Origin of the sequence: Kitasatospora sp. NPDC101155, from assembly GCF_044768305.1 — a bacterium.
GTDB lineage: Bacteria > Actinomycetota > Actinomycetes > Streptomycetales > Streptomycetaceae > Kitasatospora.
The window spans coordinates 24,551-46,989 of record NZ_JBIWPN010000052.1 but is presented as its reverse complement, the minus strand read 5'-3'; the positions used below and the strand labels follow the sequence as shown (position 1 = coordinate 46,989).

Annotated in this window: 22 protein-coding genes and 1 pseudogene; 8 read left to right on the top strand and 15 right to left on the bottom strand. The window is 71.9% G+C overall.

All coding sequences use genetic code 11. From position 1 onward, the window contains the following. The first annotated feature begins 15 nt into the window (after positions 1-15). From ACIRYZ_RS39520 to ACIRYZ_RS39510, 3 genes and pseudogenes are all read left to right on the top strand, one after another. The gene (locus tag ACIRYZ_RS39520; protein WP_402953488.1) at positions 16-408 is read left to right on the top strand and encodes a hypothetical protein; all 393 of its coding nucleotides are present in this window, start codon (positions 16-18) and stop codon (positions 406-408) included. 105 nt (positions 409-513) lie between these two features. Further along, positions 514-1,585, top strand: a pseudogene (locus ACIRYZ_RS39515) (IS701 family transposase). Between the two features lie 228 nt (positions 1,586-1,813). Further along, a complete protein-coding gene (locus ACIRYZ_RS39510; RefSeq protein ID WP_402953486.1) occupies positions 1,814-2,197 on the top strand; it encodes a hypothetical protein in 384 nt (127 codons plus the stop codon). 46 nt (positions 2,198-2,243) lie between these two features. Here ACIRYZ_RS39510 and ACIRYZ_RS39505 read toward each other — a convergent pair whose 3' ends face one another. Together ACIRYZ_RS39505 and ACIRYZ_RS39500 are read right to left on the bottom strand one after the other, a co-directional pair. Then, positions 2,244-2,726: a hypothetical protein gene (locus ACIRYZ_RS39505; protein WP_402953485.1), complete on the bottom strand. Its 483-nt coding sequence runs from the start codon at positions 2,724-2,726 to the stop codon at positions 2,244-2,246. A gap of 541 nt (positions 2,727-3,267) precedes the next feature. Further along, positions 3,268-3,462, bottom strand: coding sequence for a hypothetical protein (locus ACIRYZ_RS39500; protein WP_402953484.1), 195 nt, complete (start codon positions 3,460-3,462; stop codon positions 3,268-3,270). A gap of 77 nt (positions 3,463-3,539) precedes the next feature. Between ACIRYZ_RS39500 and ACIRYZ_RS39495 the strand changes: the two genes are divergently transcribed. The 5 genes from ACIRYZ_RS39495 (at position 3,540) to ACIRYZ_RS39475 (ending at position 10,654) form a co-directional block, all read left to right on the top strand. After that, a complete protein-coding gene (locus ACIRYZ_RS39495) occupies positions 3,540-5,258 on the top strand; it encodes an alkaline phosphatase family protein (RefSeq protein WP_402953483.1) in 1,719 nt (572 codons plus the stop codon). A gap of 270 nt (positions 5,259-5,528) precedes the next feature. After that, entirely contained in the window at positions 5,529-7,478 is a 1,950-nt protein-coding gene (locus tag ACIRYZ_RS39490) for a potassium transporter Kup (protein ID WP_402953482.1), read from the top strand. Between the two features lie 93 nt (positions 7,479-7,571). Continuing rightward, complete coding sequence (locus ACIRYZ_RS39485) at positions 7,572-8,426, top strand: PIG-L family deacetylase (RefSeq protein WP_402953481.1); 855 nt, start codon at positions 7,572-7,574, stop codon at positions 8,424-8,426. 211 nt (positions 8,427-8,637) lie between these two features. After that, positions 8,638-8,937, top strand: a complete 300-nt coding sequence (locus tag ACIRYZ_RS39480) for a hypothetical protein (RefSeq protein ID WP_402953480.1) — start codon at positions 8,638-8,640, stop codon at positions 8,935-8,937. 88 nt (positions 8,938-9,025) lie between these two features. Then, entirely contained in the window at positions 9,026-10,654 is a 1,629-nt protein-coding gene (locus ACIRYZ_RS39475; RefSeq protein ID WP_402953479.1) for a serine/threonine-protein kinase, read from the top strand. 80 nt (positions 10,655-10,734) lie between these two features. Here ACIRYZ_RS39475 and hypE read toward each other — a convergent pair whose 3' ends face one another. The 13 genes from hypE to ACIRYZ_RS39410 all read right to left on the bottom strand — a co-directional run bounded on the left by hypE (position 10,735) and on the right by ACIRYZ_RS39410 (position 22,404). After that, positions 10,735-11,805 carry a hydrogenase expression/formation protein HypE gene (hypE, locus tag ACIRYZ_RS39470; protein ID WP_402953487.1) on the bottom strand — a complete coding sequence of 357 codons (1,071 nt, stop codon included), beginning with the start codon at positions 11,803-11,805 and terminating at the stop codon, positions 10,735-10,737. Positions 11,806-11,812: 7 nt separating this feature from the next. After that, complete coding sequence (hypD, locus tag ACIRYZ_RS39465) at positions 11,813-12,937, bottom strand: hydrogenase formation protein HypD (RefSeq protein WP_402953478.1); 1,125 nt, start codon at positions 12,935-12,937, stop codon at positions 11,813-11,815. Next, positions 12,934-13,236, bottom strand: a complete 303-nt coding sequence (locus ACIRYZ_RS39460) for a HypC/HybG/HupF family hydrogenase formation chaperone (protein ID WP_402953477.1) — start codon at positions 13,234-13,236, stop codon at positions 12,934-12,936. The genes hypD and ACIRYZ_RS39460 overlap by 4 nt, the downstream gene beginning before the upstream one ends. Positions 13,237-13,242: 6 nt before the next feature. Next, a complete protein-coding gene (gene hypF, locus ACIRYZ_RS39455; protein WP_402953476.1) occupies positions 13,243-15,561 on the bottom strand; it encodes a carbamoyltransferase HypF in 2,319 nt (772 codons plus the stop codon). Beyond that, the gene (gene hypB, locus ACIRYZ_RS39450; protein ID WP_402953475.1) at positions 15,558-16,304 is read right to left on the bottom strand and encodes a hydrogenase nickel incorporation protein HypB; all 747 of its coding nucleotides are present in this window, start codon (positions 16,302-16,304) and stop codon (positions 15,558-15,560) included. Before hypB ends, hypF begins: the two co-directional genes overlap by 4 nt. 4 nt (positions 16,305-16,308) lie before the next feature. Next, entirely contained in the window at positions 16,309-16,689 is a 381-nt protein-coding gene (locus ACIRYZ_RS39445) for a hydrogenase maturation nickel metallochaperone HypA (RefSeq protein ID WP_402953474.1), read from the bottom strand. 133 nt (positions 16,690-16,822) lie between these two features. After that, complete coding sequence (locus tag ACIRYZ_RS39440) at positions 16,823-16,927, bottom strand: DUF6893 family small protein (RefSeq protein ID WP_387933688.1); 105 nt, start codon at positions 16,925-16,927, stop codon at positions 16,823-16,825. After that, positions 16,921-17,427: a hydrogenase maturation protease gene (locus ACIRYZ_RS39435; protein ID WP_402953473.1), complete on the bottom strand. Its 507-nt coding sequence runs from the start codon at positions 17,425-17,427 to the stop codon at positions 16,921-16,923. The genes ACIRYZ_RS39440 and ACIRYZ_RS39435 overlap by 7 nt, the downstream gene beginning before the upstream one ends. After that, positions 17,424-18,794: a hypothetical protein gene (locus ACIRYZ_RS39430; protein ID WP_402953472.1), complete on the bottom strand. Its 1,371-nt coding sequence runs from the start codon at positions 18,792-18,794 to the stop codon at positions 17,424-17,426. Before ACIRYZ_RS39430 ends, ACIRYZ_RS39435 begins: the two co-directional genes overlap by 4 nt. Continuing rightward, positions 18,791-19,435, bottom strand: coding sequence for a DUF6084 family protein (locus tag ACIRYZ_RS39425; protein ID WP_402953471.1), 645 nt, complete (start codon positions 19,433-19,435; stop codon positions 18,791-18,793). Before ACIRYZ_RS39425 ends, ACIRYZ_RS39430 begins: the two co-directional genes overlap by 4 nt. Positions 19,436-19,508: 73 nt before the next feature. Further along, entirely contained in the window at positions 19,509-20,156 is a 648-nt protein-coding gene (locus tag ACIRYZ_RS39420) for a DUF5947 family protein (RefSeq protein ID WP_402953470.1), read from the bottom strand. Beyond that, complete coding sequence (locus ACIRYZ_RS39415; protein ID WP_402953469.1) at positions 20,153-20,620, bottom strand: thioredoxin; 468 nt, start codon at positions 20,618-20,620, stop codon at positions 20,153-20,155. The genes ACIRYZ_RS39420 and ACIRYZ_RS39415 overlap by 4 nt, the downstream gene beginning before the upstream one ends. Further along, a complete protein-coding gene (locus ACIRYZ_RS39410; protein ID WP_402953468.1) occupies positions 20,617-22,404 on the bottom strand; it encodes a nickel-dependent hydrogenase large subunit in 1,788 nt (595 codons plus the stop codon). Before ACIRYZ_RS39410 ends, ACIRYZ_RS39415 begins: the two co-directional genes overlap by 4 nt. Positions 22,405-22,439: the final 35 nt, after the last annotated feature.

The following is a 22,439-nucleotide window of genomic DNA, read 5'->3' as shown; positions in this document are numbered from 1 at the left end:
GGCCCTCCTGGCCACCTGGACCGGCGCCTGCTCGATATGCGGCCAACCCGCACCGACACCAGAACCACACCACCGCACCTAACAAAGCCCTACTATGACCGTGCTGACGAAGCCGACGAGTACAGCGTCTGGCCCGCGAGCGACGCGGTGGTGGGGCTGGAGCGCGAGCAGTGGGCAATCTTCGTCAGGTGGAACGAGCGCTATGAGGCTGGGGCGGTGGGACCGGAGACCCATCCGGGCCAGGGCGGGATCGATGCCCGCTACGACGAGTTGGCCCTCGTGCTGGCGCCGTGCCGGCAGGCGCCGGAAGACGCGAGGCGACTGGTGGGCGAGCTGCGGTTCGATGCCGGGGCCCGCTACCGGATCGAAGGCCTGGACTACTGGTTCCGGTGGCGTCCGAGCAGGTGAGGCCGCCGTTGATCATTAGGTGTTGTGTGGACAACCAATGATCATGCGGCGACCTCGGACGCCAGCGTAGTGCCTGCCCGCTGGCAGGAGGCATTCGAGGCTCTGATGAGCCGGATCGCGGGCCGGTTTCCCCGAGTTGAACCTCGCCGCCGGGTGCGGCGACTCGTCTCCGGGCTGCTGTCGGACCTGCCGCGGAAGAACTGCTGGACCCTGGCCGAGCACGCGGGCGACGCCACTCCGGACGGCATGCAGCACCTGCTCCACCGCGCGAAATGGGACGCCGACGCGATCCGCGACGACATACGCGCCTATGTTGTCGAGCATCTGCACGACACCGAGGCCGTGCTCGTGGACCGAGGACCCGGACCGCTGCCGGAGCGCGGGCATCCCCGACGATCTGGCGTTCGCCACCAAGCCCCAACTCGCCGCCCGCATGGTCGAGCGGGCCCTGGACGCGGGAACGCCCGCGCGCTGGGTCGCGGGACACGAGGTCTACGGCGACAACCCGCACTTGCGGACCGCCCTGGAACAACGCCGGACCGGCTACGTCCTGGCCGTCTCCAGCACTCACCCCGTCATCACGCACGCTGGGAAGTTCCAGGCAAAGACCCTGGCCGCGCGCATTCCCAAGAGGGCCTGGCAGCGACTGTCGGCCGGAGCGGGCGCGAAGGGCGAGCGGTACTACGACTGGGCACAGATCGACATCCACGACCCAGTCGGTCGGTCCGGCCACTGGTGGTTGCTGGTCCGCCGCAACCGTCGCACCGGCGAACTCGCCTTCTACCGCTGCTTCTCACCCCGGCCGGTGCCGATGTCCGAGCTGGTGCGGGTCGCCGGACGGCGCTGGACGATCGAGGAGACATTCCAGGCCGGCAAGGGCCTGACGGGCCTGGACGAGCACCGGGTTCGCCGATGGACCTCCTGGCACCGCTGGGTCACCCTCGCGATGCTCGCCCACGCCTTCCTTGCCGTCACCGCGGTAGTCGAACGTCGCGACCAGCCCACCTCCGACGGCCTGATCCCCTTGACCGGGAACGAGATCCAGCACCTGTTCGCGGCTCTGATCAGCCCCGTCCACGACCTCGCACACCGCCTGCGCTGGTCGCAATGGCGACGTCGACACCAAGCCCGCGCCCGAGGCTGCCACTACCGACGGCAGGCAGTTGTCCAGCCATAGAGGTTCGTGTCCCCGAGCGCTGGGGATATCGAGATGTCGCGCGGTCGGTGCCGGTGCATACTTCCTCACCGTGGAAATCATGAAAGGCGAGCTGCGGCGCCTTCGATCTGGACCGGGGCCGAGGACGACCAGCCCCGGCCGCTTCTCGTGCGCCTCCGGTTCACTGCCCAGGATCCGGTCCAGGTCATAGGCAATGCGCGCGCGGTACTGACGTGCGTAGTCGCGCAGATGGGTGACTGGCCAACATTTGAGCGCTGGCCGCAGCTGCTGCCGGCTTGGTTCATCCAGCAGTGCGCGCCCGAGCACCCCGAACCAGAACATGGCGAGCCCTTCGACGCCGAGGCCTGGCTGCGTCAGTGGCGGGCGATGACGCCGCAGCAGAAGGCGGCTGTCGATCAGGGTCCGTGGATGCTCTCGGGCTGGCTCTACTACTTCGACCCGACCGAGGAAGGGATGGGAAACGACCGGAGCTGGTGGTGGTGGGACGCGGGAACCGATGAGCCGGACGGCGGTTGGGTGCAGGTGGCGACCACTGGCTGGCCCTTCGGTAGCGGCTCGTTGTCCTGGCTGATTGAGGCCAGCGGGGGTACGGACCTCGTCTACGGGCCGTAAGCAGCAACCCGGCAAGATCGCGATCTACGGCTGGAGTACTAAGCGATCAGCCGCCTGTCGTTCGACCGTTGGTGTTCTGCGCGTGCAGGAAGGGGGTGAAGAAGCCAACCTCGGACATGATCACGGCGAAGAGGCCAGCGTACAGCGGGGCAACGGCACTGGTACCGCCGATCACCGTCCGGATCCGGGCCAGCGATCGCGCGGCCCGGGGGTAGGCGGTCCCAACGCCGTCGAAGGCGTGCACCACCGGGTTGCCGGTCGTCAGCTCGATGAACTCGGGTGAGACCGAGACGAACTTGAGCTCGATGTCGAAGCCCTTGAAGGACGGGCAGCCGCGCTTGAACCCGCAGACGCGGCCGTTTGCGGCCTTGTACTCGACGTCCTTGCCCTGGTCGATGTTGGGCTTCATGGAGAGCGACGCGAAGCAGTCGAAGACGTACGAACCTTCCGGGCCGCAGATGGGTCGGCCGCAGCCGTCGACCCGGGTCACCCGGATCGTGTCGGCGTTGGCGATGAGCGGGCAAGACATGCCGGGAACCTCCTTGTGTGGAGGCCCGGCCCAAAACCAGCGGCTCAGCCACCAGCATAGCGGCGCCGGCCCTTGCGGCCTGGGGGCTTCCCCGCCGCGCGCGAGCTCTCAGCGGTGGAGCAGCACGACGGTGGTCGTGGGCGGGAACGACGGAGGGCCGCGCTCTGCCCATCGGCAGAGGCGGCCCACTCCGTTTCGCCTTGAGGGCCCTTTCGGAGCCCCCCGAACTACTTGAGCGCGTCGAGCAGCGTCACGACCGTCAGGCACCAAGTGCTGACGATCGAACACCACGCGGTCAAGTCGGACGAACGGCGAACGTGTCGATCATGAGCCATGATCGAGCTCCTCTCTACGAAGTCAGGCTTGTGGCCTGAGCCCCGGCAGGGAGCCGGGGCGATCGCGGAGCTTTCGGCGATTCTCTTCTGGAGCAGCAGGATCAGAATACCTGTACGGCTGTCAGATTGATGCGGCACCATATGTGGTGTCCGGGGCTCGGCACCCCACCATCAGCCACACCGCGCTCTAACGCGTCGTGCCGCCGCTACCGAGCTCGCCGTACGCTGCGCTGGCCTGAAGTCGGTTCCTGCGCGGGGGTGGTGCCGGGGACGGCGAGGATGGCCGTGTCCAGGGCGGCGTGGTACTCCTCTGCGCTGACCTCCCGGAAGCCGTCTGGCGCGCCGAAGAGATCGCCGACCAGTTCGAGAGCCTGGCCGTTGTCCGAGACGTAGAACGTCATACTCCCTCTCTCCTTACCTGGTCATCACAGTGATCAGAAGCTCGGTCTGCCAGCTGACGATCGTGACCTCGCCGGCCATGACCTGGACCGCCGGGTACGCGCGGGCGCCGCCGCCAACGTGTGGCGCGAAGATCGCGGCGTGGTGCGTGCTGGCCGTCTCCTGGATCGTCGCCCCGGCCTCGCTCTCCGAGCACGCCAACTACAAGCCCGCGTACGGCGAGGACCTGTCCGCGCGGCTGCTCAAGGTGCTGGCGGCCAACCAGAGCGTCTGGTCGCAGACCGCCTTCATCCTCAACTACGACGAGAACGGCGGCTTCTTCGACCACGTCCCGCCGCCGATCCCGCCGGCCTCCTCCAGCCAGGGCATCAGCTCCGTCCCCACCACCGGTGAGATCTCGGGCGGCCAGGCGATCGGCATGGGCCCGCGCGTCCCGCTCATCGTGGTTTCGCCGTGGACCCGGGGCGGCTACGTCAACTCCCAGGTCTTCGACCACACGTCGGTGATCCGCTTTCTGGAGCAGCGCTTCGGTGTCCAGGAACCCAACATCAGCGCCTGGCGCCGCGTCGTCAGCGGTGACCTGACGTCCGTCTTCGGCTTCACCGGCCAGGACACCAGCTGGCCCGCGCTGCCCGACACCGGCACCTACGTCTCCGGCGCGGACAACCAGTGCAGCACCCTCCCGGCGCCGGCCGTCCCCGGCACCCAGGCGATGCCCGCCCAGGAGCCCGGCACCCGTCCGGCCCGCGCCCTGCCGTGGCAGCCGAACGCCAACGGCCGAACCGACTGCGCCGGCGGGAAGTTCTGGATCGACATGACCAACACCGGTACGGCGGGGGTCCTCTACTACGTCTACCCGAACGCCTACCGCACCGACGGCCCGTGGCTCTACACCGTCGGCGCCGGCGCCACCGTCTCCGACAACTGGGTGGCCGGGACCCCGACCGGCGCCTACGACCTCTCGCTCTACGGCCCCAACCGCTTCCACCACCGCTTCGCCGGCAACCGCACCACCGCCTGCGCGAGCGGCGCGGCACTGGTCGAGGTCGCCACCGGCTACGACACCGCCAACAACAAGCTGAACCTGGCCTTCACCAACACCGGCGGTACGGCGGCCACCGTCACCGTCACGGACAACACCTACGGCACCGGCGGCCCCTGGACGTACACCGTCCCGGCCGGGACCACCGCCTCCGCCCCGGTCGGCGCCTCCTTCGCCACCAAGAGCGGCTGGTACGACCTGACCGTCACCGCCAACACCTCCGCCGGCTTCCTGCGCCGCCTGGCCGGCCACATCGAGACCGGAGCGGTGAGCACCACCGACCCGGGCCCGAGCGGCAACCAGACCCCGCCGCCCGCCGCGGGCCTGGTCAACGGCACCGTCGAGGCCGGCGGTCTGACCGGCTGGACGGCCTCCGGCAGTGCGAGCACCACCACCACGGCCACCCACAGCGGGACGTACGCGGCCATGCTGGGCGCCACCACGGCGACCAACGGCGACTCGTCGCTCTCCCAGACCTTCACCGCGCCGAGCGACACCACGCAGCTGTCCTTCTGGTACCGGATGACCACGTCCGACACCGTCGCCTACGACTGGGCCACCGCGACCCTGACCGACAACACCACCGGCGCCACCACCACCGTGCTGCCCAGGACCTGTACCGACATGACCACTTGGTCCCAGGTGACGGCCGCCGTCACGGCCGGGCGCAGCTACACGCTGACCCTGGTCAACCACGACGACGACTACGCGGGCGACCCGACGTACACCCTGTACGACGACGTCACGCTGTCCTGATCCGGCCGTCGCGGCGCCCGGCCGTTCGCCGACGGCCCGGCGCCGCCCCGGCTCCCGGCGGCGGGCCGTCGTTCACGGGAGGCGGCGCAGCAGTCGCAGGCCGTCGTCGCTGGTCGCACGGGTTTGACACCGCAGCACGACACTACTTCTACTTGGGCAGCTGAGCGGGTCACGCAACCAAGCGCGCGGGCCCGGTACGGCGCCGGAACAGTGCGAGGTCGTAACCGGGCTACCGACTCGGACCGGCTCGCCGAGTGAAAGTTGCGACGAGTGCAGGCGATACAGACCGAAGCAGGAAAACGACCGCCCGGCAGCGGCAAGGCCGTCGTACGCGACACGGCGCGACTGGGCCTGATCGTCGGCGCGCTCGGCGTGGTGTTCGGCGACATCGGCACCAGCCCGATCTACACGATGCAGACCCTGTTCAACCCCGACGACCCGCACCCGGTGCCGCTGAACACCGCCAACGTCTACGGCGTCGTGTCCCTGGTCTTCTGGTCGGTCATCCTCATCGTCTCCGTCACCTACGTCTCGCTCGCGATGCGCGCGGACAACGACGGCGAGGGCGGGATCATGGCGCTGATCACCCTGCTCCAGCAGAAGCTCGCGAGCCGGGGCCGACGCACCGCGGTCTGGCTGGCGGCACTCGGCATATTCGGTGCCGCCCTGTTCCTCGGTGACAGCATGATCACACCGGCCATGTCCGTGCTGTCCGCGGTCGAGGGCCTCAAGGTCGTCGACCCGGGCATGGACGAGCTCATCATCCCGATCACCACGGCGATCATCGTGCTGCTGTTCCTCGGCCAGCGACGCGGTTCCGAGGCCGTCGGCAAGCTGTTCGGGCCGATCATGATCGTCTGGTTCCTCACCATCGGCTCGCTCGGAGTCGCCGGCATCGCCGACGAGCCGAACGTCCTGCGCGCGCTGTCGCCCACGTACGCCGTCGACTTCCTGGTCAACCACTTCGACGTCGCCTTCTTCGCCCTCGCGGCCGTCGTCCTGGCCTTCACCGGCGCCGAGGCGCTGTACGCGGACATGGGCCACTTCGGCCGCCGGTCGATCACCCGGGCCTGGACCTTCCTCGTCCTCCCGACCCTGGTCCTGAGCTACCTCGGACAGGCGGCCCTCATCCTGAAGGACCCCGCCAACGTGAACGGCTCGTTCTTCCTCCTGGCGCCCGAGTGGGGACGGGTACCGCTCGTCATCCTGGCCACCGCGGCCACCGTCATCGCCTCCCAGGCGGTGATCACCGGTGCCTTCTCCGTCGTCTCCCAGGCCGCCCAGCTCGGCTACCTCCCGCGGCTGCGCATCGCCCACACCTCCGAGAAGACGATCGGGCAGATCTACGTCCCGTGGATCAACTGGCTGCTGATGATCTCGGTGCTCGTCCTCGTCTTCGCGTTCCAGAGCTCGGCGGCGCTCACCTTCGCCTACGGGATGGCCGTCACCGCGACGATCACCATCACCACGATCCTCTTCTTCTACGTCGCCCGGCAGCGCTGGAAGGTGCCGCTGCCGGTGATCGTCGTCGGCGGCGGCATCCTGGTCACGATCGACCTGCTCTTCGTCGCCGCCAACATGACCAAGCTCATCCACGGCGCCTGGCTGCCGCTGCTGATCGGCCTGGTCGTCTTCGTGATCATGACCACCTGGCGGCGCGGGCGCGACGTCGTCACCGCGAGCCGCGAACGGCTGGAGGGCCCGCTGCAGCCCTTCATCGACGAACTGCAGATCGGGAAGGACGTGGCCGTCGTCCCGGGCACCGCGATCTTCCTCAACCGCTCGTCCACCACCGTGCCGCTGGCACTGCGGGCCAACGTCGAGCACAACCGGGTCCGCCACGAGCACGTCGCGATCGTGGCGATCCAGACCGTACCGGTGCCCCGCGTACGGCCGCAGGACCGCGCCGTCGTCGACTCCCTCGGCCACACCGAGGACGGGATCATCCTGGTGACCGTCAAGTTCGGCTACATGGAGGCGCCGAACGTCCCGGCCGCGCTGCGCCGCCTCAAGCCGGAGCAGACCGAGGGCCGGCTCGACCTCGACACCTGCACCTACTTCCTCTCCAAGATCGAGCTGACGCCCGGCCCGGAGAAGACCATGCCGACCTGGCGCAAGCACCTGTTCATCGCCACCTCGCACATCACGTCGAGCGCCACGACCTTCTTCCAGCTGCCCCAGGACCGCACGGTGCTCATGGGCTCCAACATCGAGGTGTAGCGCCTCGCCACATCGCCCTGATTTCGCTGGCGATCGGCCGCCCGTGTACCGCAGACTCGGGCCGAGCACTTTTCAGACCGGAGGATGGTTTCCATGGTTGACCGGCCCTTGACGCTGATGGCGGTGCACGCCCACCCCGACGACGAGGCCACCGGAACAGGGGGTGTGCTGGCGCGGTACGCGGCGGAGGGGATCCGTACGGTCCTCGTCACCTGTACCGACGGCGCCTGCGGTGACGGACCGGGAGGCGTCAAGCCCGGCGAGCCCGGGCACGACCCGGCGGCCGTCGCCGCGATGCGCCGCGAGGAACTCCAGGCGAGCTGCGACGTCCTCAAGGTCACCCACCTGGAGACGCTGGACTACGCGGACTCCGGGATGATGGGCTGGGCGGCCAACGACGCGCCCGGCTCCTTCTGGCGGACGCCCGTCGAGGAGGGCGCCGCCCGCCTCGCCGAACTGCTCCGGCACTACCGGCCCGACGTGGTCGTGACCTACGACGAGAACGGCTTCTACGGCCACCCGGACCACATCCAGGCCAACCGCATCACGATGGCGGCCCTGGAGCTGACCGGGATGACGCCGAAGGTCTACTGGACGACGGCGCCGCGCTCGGCGATGCAGCGCTTCGGCGAGCTCATGCGCGAGTTCGGCTCCGACTGGGAGGAGGCGGATCCGGCCGAGACCGGGTCGGACCCGGCCGAGGCGGAGGTGATGCCCGAGATAGGCCTCCCCGACGAGGAGATCACCACCTGGGTCGACACCACCGAGTTCGGCGGCCAGAAGTTCGACGCCCTGGCCGCGCACGCCAGCCAGGGCGAGAACATCTTCTTCCTGCGGATGGGCAAGGAGCGGTTCACCGAACTGATGGGCGTGGAGACCTTCGTCCGCGTCCAGGACGCCACCGGCGCGGCCGTACCGGAGAACGACCTCTTCGCCGGCCTGCGCTGATCCCCCTCGTGGCCCGTCCCGTGTCACCGACCCGGAAGGTCGGGACACGGGACGGCCCATGTCACCGAGTTGCCGGGTCAACGGCCTGCCCGGCCAAGCAGCCGGCCGGGCGGAACCGCCCGGGACGCGTCGCGCGTCGGAGCGTGCGTACGCCCGCCGACGCCGAGGCCGTGCGGGACAGCGGAACCGGGGGGCCGTCAAGATGCTGATCGTGCTCGTACTCTTCGGCGCGGGCTTCGGCCTGATCCTGATGGGCGTCCACAAGCTGCACACCGCGGTGCCCACCTGCTTCGGCCGGCCCATGTCGCCCGGGGACGTCTGCCACCCCCGTGCCGCCGGCTCCTTCGGCGAGGGCATGCCCGAGCCCCACGACTCCACCTATCAGGAGCAGTTGGACAACCTCACCAGCGGGGGCTGGACGGCCATCGTGATCGGCGTGGTCCTGCTGGCGGTGGCCCTCCTGGTCGCCGGCGTCTGGGCCGCCTCGGTCGTCCGCGAGAGCCGGGAGTGAAAGGCCCGTGCACGACCGGCCGGGAGCCCGTTTCGGCGGACCCCCCACGTGGCCGGAACTGTCCCCGGGATCTCCTACCATGACCGCCATGAACACAGCTGGGGCGGAACGACGCCTCGTCGACGGGCGCTTCGAACTGCTCCAGCAGCTCGGTGGCGGCGGCATGGGCCTGGTCTGGCGGGCCCGGGACAACGCACTGCACCGCGAAGTGGTGCTCAAGGAGGTCCGTCCGGCGGACCCGGCGATGGCCGCGGCCGACCCGGACGGCGTCCGGGAGCTGCGCGAGCGGGTACTGCGCGAGGCCCGGGCGCTCGCCCGGCTGCAGCACCCCAACGTCGTGGTCATCCACCACATCGTCGACAGCCCGGAGCACCCCCACCCCTGGCTGGTGATGGAACTGGTCAGCGGCGGCAGCCTCGCCGACCGACTGGCCCACGGCCCGCTCGCCACGGCCGACGCCGCCCGCATCGGGCGCGGTGTGCTGTCCGCGCTGCGCGCAGCGCACGCCGTCGGCGTCCAGCACCGGGACGTCAAGCCCGGCAACATACTGCTGCGCCCCGACGGCACCCCGGTACTCGCGGACTTCGGCATCGCGGCCATCCAGGACGCCACCGCGCTGACCGCGACCGGGGCGCTGATCGGCTCTCCTGAGTACATCGCACCGGAACGGATCCGCGGTCAGGAGGGCAACCCCTCCTCCGACCTGTGGTCGCTCGGCATGCTGCTCTACGTCGCCATCGAGGGCCGGCACCCGCTGCGCCGGGCGACCACCCTGGCTACCCTGGCCGCCGTCCTCGACGAGCCGCTGCCGCCCCCGAGCCGGGCCGGGCGGCTCGGGCCGCTGCTGGTCGCCCTGCTCGGCAAGGACCCGGCGCTGCGTCCGGACGCCGAGCAGCTCGACCGGGCGCTGGAGGAGGCCGAGTACGAGACCGGGACGTTCCCGCTCGCCCCGCCTGCCCCGCCGGCGCCGCCGGACCGGATACCCGCCGGTTTCCCGCCACCCCCGACCGTGGGTGCGCCCCCAACGGCGGCCTCCCGCCGGGGCCGCACCACGATCGCCGTGGTGGCGGCCGGCGCGGTGGTGCTCGCCGGCGCCGGGGCCCTCTACCTGAACCGGCCCGGCACCGGCGCGGCGGCCGACGCGGCCAAGGCCCCGAGCAGCACGACCGGCGCCACGAGCTCCGTGTCCGGCAACCCGCCGCCCGCGACCTCGCAGTCCACCGCCGCCACGCCGACCTCCGTACCGAGCGCCGCACCGGCCCCGACGGCCGCCGGGGCGACCCTGCTGACCCCGGACGGCGTGCGCCGCACCGTCGCGTCCCTGCAGCCCTACACGCCCGGCAACAAGGTCTTCGAGCTGACCGTCTACCCGGACTACGCCATCGCCGAGGTGCCCACCGCGGCCGGCCCCACGCTCTACGACCGGATCACGATCCGCGACGGCAAGGTCGACCGTGAGGCCGGCGGGGAGCTGAACGGCGACGAGAAGCCCATCGACCTGCAGCAGTACAGCTGGGACATCCTGCCCGGCCTGCTCCAGCGCGCCCAGGACACCGTGAACGTCCCCCAGCCGACCACGCGCTACCTGCTCATCAACTCCGACATGTTCGACGGCACCCCCACCATCAAGGTCTACCTCGCCGACGACTACGGCACCGGCTACCTGGAGACGGACCCGAAGGGCACCACCAAGCGCACCTACGCCCGCGGCTCCTGACCGGTGCCCAAACCGGCCAGAACGCCGAGCCGGGCGGGGCGCCGACGACACCCGCCGTCGACGCCCCGCCCGAGCCGGTGTCAGCAGATCCGCGGCAGCTGCTCGCCCATCGGCAGGTCGACCACCCGGGTGCCGCCGAACCCGGTGCGGGCGACGACCATCCCGGGGTGCTCCTCGACGCACTCGCCGATCACCACCGCCTCCGCGCCGAGCGGGTGGGCGCGCATCGCGGCGAGCACGGCGTCGGCCGCGCCACGCGGGACGAAGGCGACCAGCTTGCCCTCGTTGGCGATGTACATCGGGTCCAGGCCCAGCACCGCGCACGCGTTGGCCACCGGATCCGGGACGGGGACGGCGCGTTCGCTCAGCACCACGCCCACCCCGGCCGCCGCCGCGATCTCGTTGAGCGACGCGGCCAGCCCGCCACGGGTGGGGTCGCGCAGCACGTGCAGATCGGGCGTCACCGCGAGCATCGCCTCGACCAGCCCGCCGAGCGCCGCGCTGTCGCTGCGCACCTCGACGCCGAACTCCAGGCCCTCCCGGACGCTCATGATCGCCACTCCGTGCAGCCCGATCGGCCCGCTGAGGATCACCACGTCACCGGGGCGGGCCCGCTGCGGCCGGATGTCGACCCCGGCCGGGACGAGCCCGATGCCGGCGGTGTTCAGGTAGACGCCGTCCCCGTGCCCGGCCTCGACCACCTTGGTGTCGCCGGTGGCCACCTCGACCCCGGCGGTACGGGCGGCGGCGCCGAGCGCCCGGGCCACCCGGTCCACCACGGCCATCTCCACCCCCTCCTCCAGGATGAAGCCGCAGGACAGGTAGGCCGCCCGGGCCCCGCTCATGGCGAGGTCGTTGACCGTGCCGTTGACGGCGAGGTCGCCGATGCAGCCGCCGGGGAAGAACAGCGGCCGTACCACGTAGGAGTCGGTGGAGAAGGCGAGCCGGGCGCCACCCAGCTCCAGGACGGCGGAGTCGCCGAGCCCCTCCAGCGCCCGCCCGCCGAACGCGGGCGCGAAGAGGTTCTGCACCAGCTCGGCGGACATCGCCCCGCCACCCCCGTGCCCCATCACCACCCGGGGGTGGTCGCGCAGCGGCAGCGGGCAGCTCCAGCCGGAGAAGTCGGGCGCGGCCGACTGTTCCGCCAGCATCTCGGTGTCAGCCAACGGGACTCGCCTCCTGGGGCGTGACCGGCGTGCTCAGCCGCCGGTAGAGGTAGTACGCGGCGCAGGCCCCCTCACTGGAGACCATGGTGGCGCCGAGCGGGGTGCGCGGGGTGCAGACCGTACCGAAGGCCTCGCACTGGTGGGGCTTCAGCAGCCCCTGCAGCACCTCGCCGGCCCGGCACTGGGCCGGTTCCCTGGTGACGATCCCCGCGACGTCGAAGCGGTGCTCGGCGTCGTGGTCCCGGTAGTGCGGCGCCAGCCGCCAGCCGCTGCGCGGGATGACGCCGATGCCCCGCCAGGCGCGGTCGGTCACCTCGAAGACGTCCTCCAGCATGGCGCGGGCGGCCGGGTTGCCCTCGGGTCTGACGGCCCGCGGGTAGGCGTTGTCGACGGTGTGCTCCCCGCGCTCCAACTGCCGTACGGTGCGCCGGATGCCTTCCAGGATGTCCAGCGGTTCGAAGCCGGTGACGACGATCGGCACCCGGTGGCGTTCCGCGAGCGCCGGGTACTCGGCGGTGCCCATCACGCTGCACACGTGCCCGGCGGCGAGGAAGCCCTGGACCCGGCAGTCCGGCGAGTCCATGATCGCCTCGATGGCGGGCGGCACCCGGACGTGCGAGACCAGCATGCTGAAGTTGTGCAGGCCCTGCTTCCTGGCCAGGTGGACGGCCATGGCGTTCGGCGGGGCCGTGGTCTCGAAGCCGATGCCGAAGAAGACGACCTCCCGGTCCGGGTTCTCCCGGGCGATCCGCAGGGCGTCGAGCGGTGAGTACACCACCCGGACGTCGCCGCCCTCTCCGCGGACCCGGAAGAGGTCCCGGTCGGTGCCGGGCACCCGCAGCATGTCCCCGAAGGAGCAGAAGATGACCTCCGGCCGGGCGGCGATCGCGAGCGCCCGGTCGATCACCTCCAGCGGGGTGACACACACCGGGCAGCCGGGTCCGTGGATCAACTCGACTTCTTCCGGCAGGAGTTGGTCGATGGCGTGCCGGATGATGCTGTGCGTCTGGCCGCCGCACACCTCCATCAGCGCCCACGGCCGGGTGACCGTCGCCCTGATGTCGGCGAGCAGGCCCGCCGCCAGCTCGGGATTGCGGAACTCCTCCAGGTACTTCACCGTCCGGCCTCCTCAGCCGCTCGTGTCGCGTCCCACTCCCCCGCCGCCTCCCACGGGTCGCCGAACTCCTCCTGCAGGAGCCCGAGTTCCTCGAACAGCTCCAGGGTCCGCCGGGCCGACTCCTCGTCCAGTCGCTGGAGCGCGAAGCCCACGTGGACGATCGCGTACTCCCCTACCTCCAGGTCGGGCAGGTACTCCAGGCACACGTCCTTGACCACCCCGCCGAAGTCCATGACCGCCATCCGGGTCCCGTCCCGCTCCGCGACCTCCGTCACCCTGCCGGGCACTGCCAGGCACATCCGCTCTCACTCCTCCCGGGTGGCCGACGACCGGGCGGCCACCATCAGCTGGCCGAGCGCCAGCCCTCCGTCGTTGGGCGGCACCCGGCGGTGCCGTAGCACGGTGAAGCCGGCCGCTCCGAGGCCGCTCGCGCAGGCCGAGGAGAGCAGCGCGTTGGCGAAGACGCCGCCGCTGAGCGCCACCGTCGCGGTGCCGCACTCCGCCCGGACGGCCACGCAGATCCGCCGGACGGCATCGGCCACCCCGGCGTGGAAGCGCGCGGCGACCAGCCCGGCGGACGCGCCGGCGGCCACGTCCGCCACGACCCCGGCCAGCACCGGCCCGGGGTCGGCGATCCAACCGTCCGCCGCCGCCGACAGCCCGAATCCGTAGCCCGCCGCCGGGCCGTGACCGACCGCCGCCGCCTCCAGTTCGATCGCCGCCTGGGCCTCGTACCCGGCCCGGTGGCAGACCCCTGCGAGCGAGGACACCGCGTCGAAGAGCCGGCCCATGCTGGAGGTCGGCACGCAGTTCAGCCCGCGCTCCAACTGTCGTTCCAGAAATCGGAGTTCCTCCTGCGGGCAGGCCTCGACCGGCGGCAGCCCGGGCGTCCAGGGCAGCCCGGCCGCACGCAGGTGCGCCAGCGCCGTCCGGTAGGGGCGCTCGACGGCTGCGTCCCCGCCCGGCAGCGGCACGTAGCCGAGGTGGGCGAGGCGGCGGAATCCGTCGTAGTCGGCCAGCAGCACCTCGCCGCCCCAGATCGCGCCGTCCTCGCCGTAGCCGGTGCCGTCGAAGGCCACCCCGAGCACCGGCCGGCCGCCGTCCAGGCCGTGTTCGGCCATCACCGCGGCGATGTGGGCGTGGTGGTGCTGCACCCGGCGCACCGGCCGGCCTGCGGCGGTCCGCTCGGCGTGCCGCACCGAGCGGTAGCCGGGGTGCCGGTCGGCGGCGAGCAGTTCGGGCCGCACCCCGCTGACCGTGCCGAGCTGCTCGACCGCGCGGTCGAAGGCGCGCAGCGTGGCCAGGTCGTCCATGTCGCCGATGTGCCCGGACAGCCAGGCGTAGCCGTCGCGGGCCAGCGCGAAGCTGTTCTTCAGGTCGCCGCCGACCGCCAGCACCGGGCGGACGGGTACCGGCAGCGGGAGCGGCAGCGGGGCGTAGCCGCGCGAGCGGCGCAGCGGCAGCTGTTCGCCGTCCACCACCCGCACCACGGAGTCCTCGCACGGCACGTGGATCGGCCGGTCGTGGGCGAGCCAGCCGTCGACGAGCGGGGCGAGTCTGCTCAGCGCCTCCCGGTCGTCGGTGACGATCGGTTCGCCGGAGAGGTTGGCGCTGGTCATCACCAGCAGGTCCGGTCCGGGGGCGGCGAGGATCAGGTGGTGCAGCGGCGTGTACGGGAGCATCACGCCGAGGTCGGGGCTGCCCGGGGCGACCGCCGCGAGTTCGGGCGTCGACGGGAGGGTGCGGCGCAGCAGGACGATCGGCCGTACCGGTCCGGTGAGCAGTTCCCGCTCGACCGGGCCGACCGGCAGCAGGCCCTCGACGGTGGCGAGGTCACGGGCCATCAGGGCGAACGGCTTGTCGCCGCGCCGCTTGCGCCGGCGCAGCAGGGCGACGGCTTCGGCGTCGCGCGCGTCGCAGGCGAGGTGGTAGCCGCCGATGCCCTTGACGGCGAGGATCGCCCCGTCGGCCAGCAGTCGGCGGGCCTCGGTGAGCGCCTCCTCCCCCGTCCGCCCGGCGGTTCCGGGGACGGTCAGCGCGAGTCGCGGCCCGCAGGCGTGGCAGGCAACGGGCTGGGCGTGGAACCGGCGGTCGGCGGGGTCGGTGTACTCCCGCTCGCAGTCCGCGCACATCGGGAAGCCGGCCATGGTGGTGTTGGCGCGGTCGTACGGCAGGCCGGTGACGATGGTGTGCCGGGGGCCGCAGTTGGTGCAGCTGATGAACGGGTGCCGGTGGCGCCGGTCGGCCGGGTCGGTGAGTTCGGCCAGGCAGTCGGCGCAGACGGCGACGTCCGGCGGGATCAGGGTGGCGCGGGGGCCGTCGGCGCGGGACGGGGCGATGGTGAAGCCGCTGTCCCCGGTCACGGCGAGCGGCGCGTGCTCGACCGAGGCCACCTGGGCGAGCGGCGGCGCGTCGCCGGCCACCCGCAGGCAGAAGGCGTCCAGCGCTTCCCGGCTGCCCTCGATCTCGGCCAGCACGCCCTCGCCGGTGTTGGTGACACTGCCGGCCAGCCCGAGTTCGCCGGCCAGCGTGAAGACGAACGGCCGGAAGCCGACCCCCTGCACGAGACCTCGGACGGCGACCCGCCGCCGCTCGCGGTCGGGTTCCGGATGGCCGGCCGTCACCGGGGCGCCTGCGCCGCGTGGTGGTGCCCCCCGTGCGAGTGCCCGGGCCCGTGGGCAACGGCGGCCATCACCGGCCGGTGCGGCTCGGCGCCGTCCAGCACGGCCAGCGCCCGGTCCAGCAGCGCCCCGACGCCGTCACCGGTGCGGGCCGAGGTGTGCACCACCTCCACGCCGGGGTTGACGCGCTGGACGCTCGCCAGGAACGCCGCCTCGTCGAACTCGGCGGCCGCGGCGAGGTCCGCCTTGGTCACCAGCACCAGGTTGGCCAGCCCGAACGCGGTCGGGTACTTGAGCGGCTTGTCCTCGCCCTCGGTCACCGAGGCCAGCACCACCCGCAGCGATTCGCCGAGGTCGTAGGAGGCCGGGCAGACCAGGTTGCCGACGTTCTCCACGAACAGCAGCCGGCAGTCCTGGGGCAGCCAGCCGTCCAGGTGCCCGGCGAGCATCCGCGCCTCCAGGTGGCAGAGCCCGTCGGTGAGCACCTGCTTCACCGGTGCGCCCGAACGGGCCAGCCGCAGCGCGTCGTTCTCGGTGGCGAGGTCGGCGGTGAGCGCGGCAACCGCCACGCCGCGCCGTCGGGCCAGCCCCAACTCGGCCTCCAGCAGGGCGGTTTTTCCGCTGCCGGGGCTGGACAGCAGGTTCACCGCCACCGTCCCCCGGGCGGTGAGCGCTGTCCGCAGTTCGCGGGCGCTGTCGTCGTTGCGGGCGAGGACCGCCTGGCGCAGGTCGACCGTCTGGCACATCGCGTCAGCCTTTCTGTTCCGCCGGTGCGCCCGGGCGCCCGGCCCATTCGACGGCGAGGATCTGGAGCTCGCGCCCGGAGAGCAGCTCGACTCCGCCGCCTCCGGAGCAGCTCGGGCAGGCGAGGTCGGGCGGCATGCCGACGGCCCACTCGACGGAGCAGGGCGCGCACCGGGCCCGCCCCGCGACGGTCTCGGCGTCCAGCACCGCGCCCTCCACCGGCGTTCCGGCGCAGGCCAGTTCGAAGCAGAAGTCGAGGGCTTCGGCCACGACCCCGGCCAACTCGCCCACCTGCAGCCGCACCCGCGCCACCCCGGGGGCCCCGTGGTCGCGCGCGGCCGCCTCCACCTGCTCGACGACGGCGGCGGCGATCGACATCTCGTGCATCGGTCTCTTCCCACGGCGGGCGGCAGCGGACCCCATTACAGAACGGGCCCCATTACAGGGGGCGGTGGCGGCCACGGCCCGAAGCCGCGCCGCCACCGCGCCCGGGGCTGCACCGTTCGCAGCAATCCGGGCCTCACATCCGCGAGATCTTCAGGTACCGCTTGAGGTCCGGCAGGCTCTGCCAGACCAGCGCGCCGATCCCCGCCAACAGGGCCGCGCAGAACAGCTTCCTCAGCATGGTGTTGTCTCCCTCTCCGGCTGCGTGGCCTCGTCCACGACCCGCAGGACCACTTGGACCGCCGCCTCGACGGCGGCGGCGACGGGCTCGCTCAGCCCGATGCCCTCCTCCAGCGACGCCGGCTCGCAGCCGACCACCAGCACCCGCCCGGGCGGCTCGCCGCCGGTGCCGGCGGCGAGCGCGGCGAGCAGTGCGAGCACGGCGTCCGGCCCCATCCGGTGCCCGTCCAGCACCGGCACCTCCAGCGGCTCGGCGGCCGCCTCGATGAGGTGGACGGTGCCGGGTGCCCCGCCGCGGCAGGTGACGTCCACCAGCACGGCGGTCCGGTAGCCGTCGAGCAGCCGGTACGCGAGATCCACACCGCGTACGCCGACGTCGACCACCTCGACGCCCTCGGGCAGCGGGTGGGTGGACAGCCGCCGGACGGTCTCGACCCCGAACCCGTCGTCGCCGAGGAAGATGTTGCCCACCCCGGCGACCAGCACGGCCCCGCCCGTCACGGCTCCTCCAGCGGCGTGACCTCGTCGGGCTGGAAGTAGCGGAAGCGTCCCTGTGCCCGCCACAGGTCCGCGCCCGGGTCGTCCTCGACGGTGACGGCCAGGTGCACCGAACCGTCGACGTCGTGCAGCACCGCCTCGACGACACCGGTGCGCCCGTCCAGGAAGAGGTCCTGGGCGTCGGTGCGCCGCCGTCCGGGCCGCAGCAGCACCCGGCTGCCGGCGCCGACCGGGCGGCCGTCGACCAGCACCCGGTCGCGCTCGGGGTCGACCTGCGGGTCGTTGCCCGGGTCCCACCAGGGCTGCTCCGCGTCGCCGGCGCCGCCGGTGATCTCGCGCAGCCCGCGGATGGCCCCGTGCAGGCGCTCCAGCACCTCCGGCGGCATGGACTCCGCGAGGTCGATCACCGCCCCGGCCCGCTCGTCGGTACCCCTGGCCTCCCGCTTCTCGTCCTCGGTCAGGACCGCCGTCCGCAGCGCCAGGATCTCGTCGATCTCGGTGGCGTCGTACAGGGTGCCGAGGCTCTCCGGGGCGATCCGCGGGTGGTCCTCCAGGATGATCGGCGAGGACAGCATCACCCGGGACCCGCCCTCCGGTCCCGCCAGGACGGGCCAGGTGCGCTCGTTGCGGCAGCGTTCGACGGCCGGCCGGGCCCACTCGGGCGGGTCGGCGACCGACAGGAACCGGCCGTGCTCCAGCCCGAGCAGCAGGTGGACGGAGACCAGGGAGCGCGGCAGCGCCTCCTCGCGTCCGGCCTGCTGGTCCGGCGTCCAGTCGGAGGCGTTCTCCACCACCGCCGTCAGCCGCTGCGCCCGGTACGGGCCGGGCAGTTCCTCGACCGTCAACCGCACCAGGCCGTCGATCTGTTCGCGCCGCCGCAGCAGCCGTCCGACGGCGGTGCCGTCCTGGTTCAGCAGCTCCGTGCTGCCGACGCCCGGCAGCCGGAACCCTCGCTGCACTCCTTCGTCGATCAACTCGTCGACAGGCAGGAGGAGTTCGATCCGCTCCTCGACGCCCTCGTCCCATTCGACGAGTACCCGGTCGGCGAGTTCCAGCCGCTCCACGGGCTCGAACCCACCGGTGGCGGTGGCCCGTTCGACGGTGCGGCGCTGGACCCGCAGGAAGCGCAGCTCGACCGCCAGCCGGTCGTCGCCGCGCGCCTCCATCACGCATTCGGTGCGCTGGTGGGAGTGCTCGCCGCCCTGCCTGGTGTACTCCGGCGGTACCAGGACGCCGAACTGCCAGCGCAGCTGGTTCTTGGCCGCCGACGCACGGTACGGGTACAGCACGTAGCCTTCCAGCAGCACCGCGTCGGCGATCTGCCGGGCGGCCGCGAAGCCGCGCTCGATCCCGTCGGGGAATCCGCTCACCGGGCCCCCTCCCCGACCGTCGCCGCGGCCAGCAGTTGCCGCACCGTCGCCTCCCAGGAGGGCAGGGCACGCCGGGAGCGGTAGGCCAGCAGGTCGTCCATGACGTCCTCCGGCAGGCGCAGCCAGCCGCAGCCGGGGAAGTGCTGGTCGATCGCCTCCCGCCAGACCCGCACCGGCATCCGCACCCGGGCCTCCCGGTCCCAGGGCACGGGAGTGACCTGGAAGCCGCCGGGGCCGGCGAAGGCGGTGCCGGAGAAGAGCAGCAGCAGCGGCACCTCGCCGCCGTCCAGGGCCCGGAAGTAGCGGGCGGAGGCCACCTCCAGGTCGTAGCCGCACGGCACCGCGAGGTCGGCCTCGGTCTCGCCGGTGAAGCCGGGCACCAGCAGGGGCACGGTGGCGAACTGGATCGGGTTGAGCGTGCTCGACCAGCGTTCCCGCTCGCCGAACAGGTCGCTCAGCCGCCCGCCCTCCCCGGTGGCGTACGACCGCCGGCCCGGTTCGATCCTCAGCTGGCACTGGAGGGCGAGGGCGTGCACCCGGACGTCGGCCGGCGCCGTGATCCGCAGCCGGAACACCAGGGTCGGCGCGGCCGCGTACGGGTCGGACCGCACGCCGGTGCAGCTGAAGCCGAGCGCACTCATGCGCCCACCTCGCCGCGCTCGGCGAGCGCTTCGCGCAACCCGCACCTTTCGATGGTTCGCTCACTTCGTTCGCTCACGCCGTCACCGCCGCGGGCAGCGGGCGGGCCCGGGCGGCCAACCGCTCGAAGAAGGCGTCGAGTTCGGCCCGCACCTCGGCCCCGCCGTCGAAGCCGTGCCAGCACCGCCGCAGCCGACCGACCAGCTCGTAGCAGAGGTCGATCGGCACCAGGAAGCACTCGACCCGCCGGTCGGTGCGGCGCAGCAGCAGTGCCTCCACGTCCGGTTCCAGGGCTGCGGCCAGTCGGCTGCCGCCGAAGGCGCGTTCCCAGGCCTCCTCGTCCACCTCGCTCTCGGTGGCGCCGGCCGGGCCGGGATAGAACGCGAGCACCCGGTCCAGCACGGCGTCACGGAACAGGAACGCGGTGCCGACCGGGATCCCCAGCACCGACCAGGCCCGTTCGTCCACCGCACCGTCCGGGTCCACCAGGCAGCGGTCCGGCACGCTGCGGTAGCGGCCACCGGCCGCGCCGGGCTGCTGGAACAGCAGGCCGCAGGCGGTGCAGGCACAGGCCAGGGAGCGGTCCTCGACGTCCACCAGGTGGCGGTGGCCGGCTGCCAGGTCCCGGCCGCAGAAGGCGCACTGCTCGGGCCGCGGCGGCGCCGGCTCGCGCAGTCGGCGCAGCAGGGCGGTCCCGTCGCGGGAGACCCTCCGGGTGTTCACCGCGCCTCCGCGGGCAGCGGCGGGCGGGTGCCGATCTGGAGCAGCTGCGGGGCGCGCTCCAGCTCCACGGCCGTCACCTCGGGCGCGTGGCAGGCGAGGACGGCCTCGACGTCCTGCTCCCCGCAGCCGCAGCCGGAGGCGGTCCGGCGCAGCCGCAGGGTGCCGGTGGCCGGTTCGAAGCCGAGCACCTCGATCCGCTCGGACAGGGCGGCGAGCGCCCGGTCGATCCGGGCGGTGACGTCCTCGGGGTGCAGGTCGTGCAGGAGCAGCAGCCCGGCCACGGCGGGGTCGTCCAGCATCCGCTCCAGGGCGGGCGGGGGAAGGGCCGGGACGAGCCGGCTCAGGCCCTCGCCGTAGAACTCCATCAGGTCGCGGACCAGTTGCTCGCCCGCCCGCTCGGCGCCGCTGTCGGCCAGGGCGTCCAGCGCCTCCTGGATCCGCAGCCCGGTCTGCTCGGCCGTCATGCGGTGAGCCCGCTCAGGCCGGTGGGCACGTGCATGGTCTGCAGGGTGCGCCCGTTGCCGACGTACATGTGCACCCCGCAGGGCAGGCAGGGGTCGAAGCTGCGCACCGCGCGCATGATGTCGATGCCCTTGAAGTTCTCCGGCGAGTTCTCCTCGAAGATCGGCGTGTTCTGCACCGCGTCCTCGTACGGGCCGGGCGTGCCGTAACTGTCGCGGACGCTCGCGTTCCACGGGGTGGGCGGGTACGGGTGGTAGTTGGCGATCTTGCCGTCGCGGATCACCATGTGGTGCGAGAGCACGCCGCGCACGGCCTCGGTGAAACCGCAGCCGATCGACTCGTCCGGCACCTCGAAGCGCTCCCAGGTCTGGCTGCGCCCGGCGCGGACCTCGTCGAGCGCCTTCTCGGCGAAGTGCAGGGCGGCGGCGGCCGCGTACGCCTGGAAGTAGGTGCGGGCGCGGTTGCGCTCGATGGCGTTGCTCCACTGCGGGATCTTCCACTCGAAGGTGACCTCGGGCTTGGTCATCGAGCGGGGCAGGTTGATCCGGACGCTGTGGCCGGTGGCCTTGATGTAGCCGATGTCGACCAGCCCGGACAGGGCGGTGGACCACAGGCGGGCGATCGGGCCGCCGCCGGTGTCGAGGGCGAGGTGCTCCTTGCCGTCGAACCAGCGCGGGGACATCACCCAGCTGTACTTGTCGTCGAAGTTGCGCTTCTGCGGCTGCGGGATGGTGTGCTGGTTCCACGGGTGCCGGGGGTCGACGGGGTTGCCCAGCGGGTCGTGGGTGACGAAGAGTTCCTTGCCCTGCCAGTCCTCGTAGTAGGAGCTGCCGAGCAGGATCCGGATGCCGAGGTTGATCTGCGTCAGGTCGTTGGTGACGAGCTTGCCGTCCACGATGACACCGGGGGTGACGAACATCTTGCGACCCCAGTCCGTCATGTTGCGGTAGGTGAAGTCGCAGTGGTCCGGGTCGTTGAGGCTGCCCCAGCAGCCGAGCAGGATCCGGCGCCGGCCGACCTCCTCGTAACCGGGCAGCGCCTGGTAGAAGAAATCGAAGAGGTCGTCGTGCAGCGGCACGACCTTCTTCATGAACTCGACGTAGCGCATCAGCCGGGTCAGGTAGTCGGTGAACAGCTGCACCGTCGCGACCGTGCCGACGCCGCCCGGGTAGAGCGTGGAGGGGTGCACGTGGCGGCCCTCCATCAGGCAGAACATCTCCCGGGTGTACCGGCTGACCTGGAGCGCCTCGCGGTAGAACTCGCCCTCGATCGGGTTGAGCGAGCGCATGATGTCGGCGATGGTCTTGTACCCGTGGTCGCGGGCGTGCGGGGCCTCGGTGCGCTCGGCCAGCTCCAGGACGCCGGGGTTGGTCTCACGGACCATCTTCTCGCAGTAGTCGACCCCGACCAGGTTCTCCTGGAAGATGTTGTGGTCGAACATGTACTCGGCGGCCTCGCCGAGGTTGATGATCCACTCGCCGAGGTGCGGGGGCTTCACCCCGTACGCCATGTTCTGGGTGTAGACCGAACAGGTGGCGTGGTTGTCGCCGCAGATCCCGCAGATCCGGCTGGTGATGAAGTGCGCGTCGCGCGGGTCCTTGCCGCGCATGAAGACGCTGTAGCCGCGGAAGACCGAGGAGGTGCTGTAGCACTCCGCGACCTTCTTCTGCTTGAAGTCGATCTTCGTGTGGATGCCCAGGCTGCCCACGATCCGGGTGATCGGGTCCCAGGACATCTCCGTCAGGCCACTGCCGTCGCCGGCCGCCCTGGTCGTCGGTGTTGCCATCGTGTCTGCGTGTCCTTGTCTACGGAATCTACGGG

Excerpts from the sequence above, each read along its gene's own strand:
- ACIRYZ_RS39510 (WP_402953486.1), top strand. The coding sequence starts at position 1,814 with ATGGGTGACTGGCCAACATTTGAGCGCTGGCCGCAGCTGCTGCCGGCT.
- ACIRYZ_RS39505 (WP_402953485.1), bottom strand. The coding sequence starts at position 2,726 with ATGTCTTGCCCGCTCATCGCCAACGCCGACACGATCCGGGTGACCCGG.
- ACIRYZ_RS39500 (WP_402953484.1), bottom strand. The coding sequence starts at position 3,462 with ATGACGTTCTACGTCTCGGACAACGGCCAGGCTCTCGAACTGGTCGGC.
- ACIRYZ_RS39495 (WP_402953483.1), top strand. The coding sequence starts at position 3,540 with ATGACCTGGACCGCCGGGTACGCGCGGGCGCCGCCGCCAACGTGTGGC.
- ACIRYZ_RS39485 (WP_402953481.1), top strand. The coding sequence starts at position 7,572 with ATGGTTGACCGGCCCTTGACGCTGATGGCGGTGCACGCCCACCCCGAC.
- ACIRYZ_RS39475 (WP_402953479.1), top strand. The coding sequence starts at position 9,026 with ATGAACACAGCTGGGGCGGAACGACGCCTCGTCGACGGGCGCTTCGAA.
- hypE (WP_402953487.1), bottom strand. The coding sequence starts at position 11,805 with ATGCTGGCGGAACAGTCGGCCGCGCCCGACTTCTCCGGCTGGAGCTGC.
- ACIRYZ_RS39460 (WP_402953477.1), bottom strand. The coding sequence starts at position 13,236 with ATGTGCCTGGCAGTGCCCGGCAGGGTGACGGAGGTCGCGGAGCGGGAC.
- hypB (WP_402953475.1), bottom strand. The coding sequence starts at position 16,304 with ATGTGCCAGACGGTCGACCTGCGCCAGGCGGTCCTCGCCCGCAACGAC.
- ACIRYZ_RS39445 (WP_402953474.1), bottom strand. The coding sequence starts at position 16,689 with ATGCACGAGATGTCGATCGCCGCCGCCGTCGTCGAGCAGGTGGAGGCG.
- ACIRYZ_RS39440 (WP_387933688.1), bottom strand. The coding sequence starts at position 16,927 with ATGCTGAGGAAGCTGTTCTGCGCGGCCCTGTTGGCGGGGATCGGCGCG.
- ACIRYZ_RS39425 (WP_402953471.1), bottom strand. The coding sequence starts at position 19,435 with ATGAGTGCGCTCGGCTTCAGCTGCACCGGCGTGCGGTCCGACCCGTAC.
- ACIRYZ_RS39415 (WP_402953469.1), bottom strand. The coding sequence starts at position 20,620 with ATGACGGCCGAGCAGACCGGGCTGCGGATCCAGGAGGCGCTGGACGCC.
- ACIRYZ_RS39410 (WP_402953468.1), bottom strand. The coding sequence starts at position 22,404 with ATGGCAACACCGACGACCAGGGCGGCCGGCGACGGCAGTGGCCTGACG.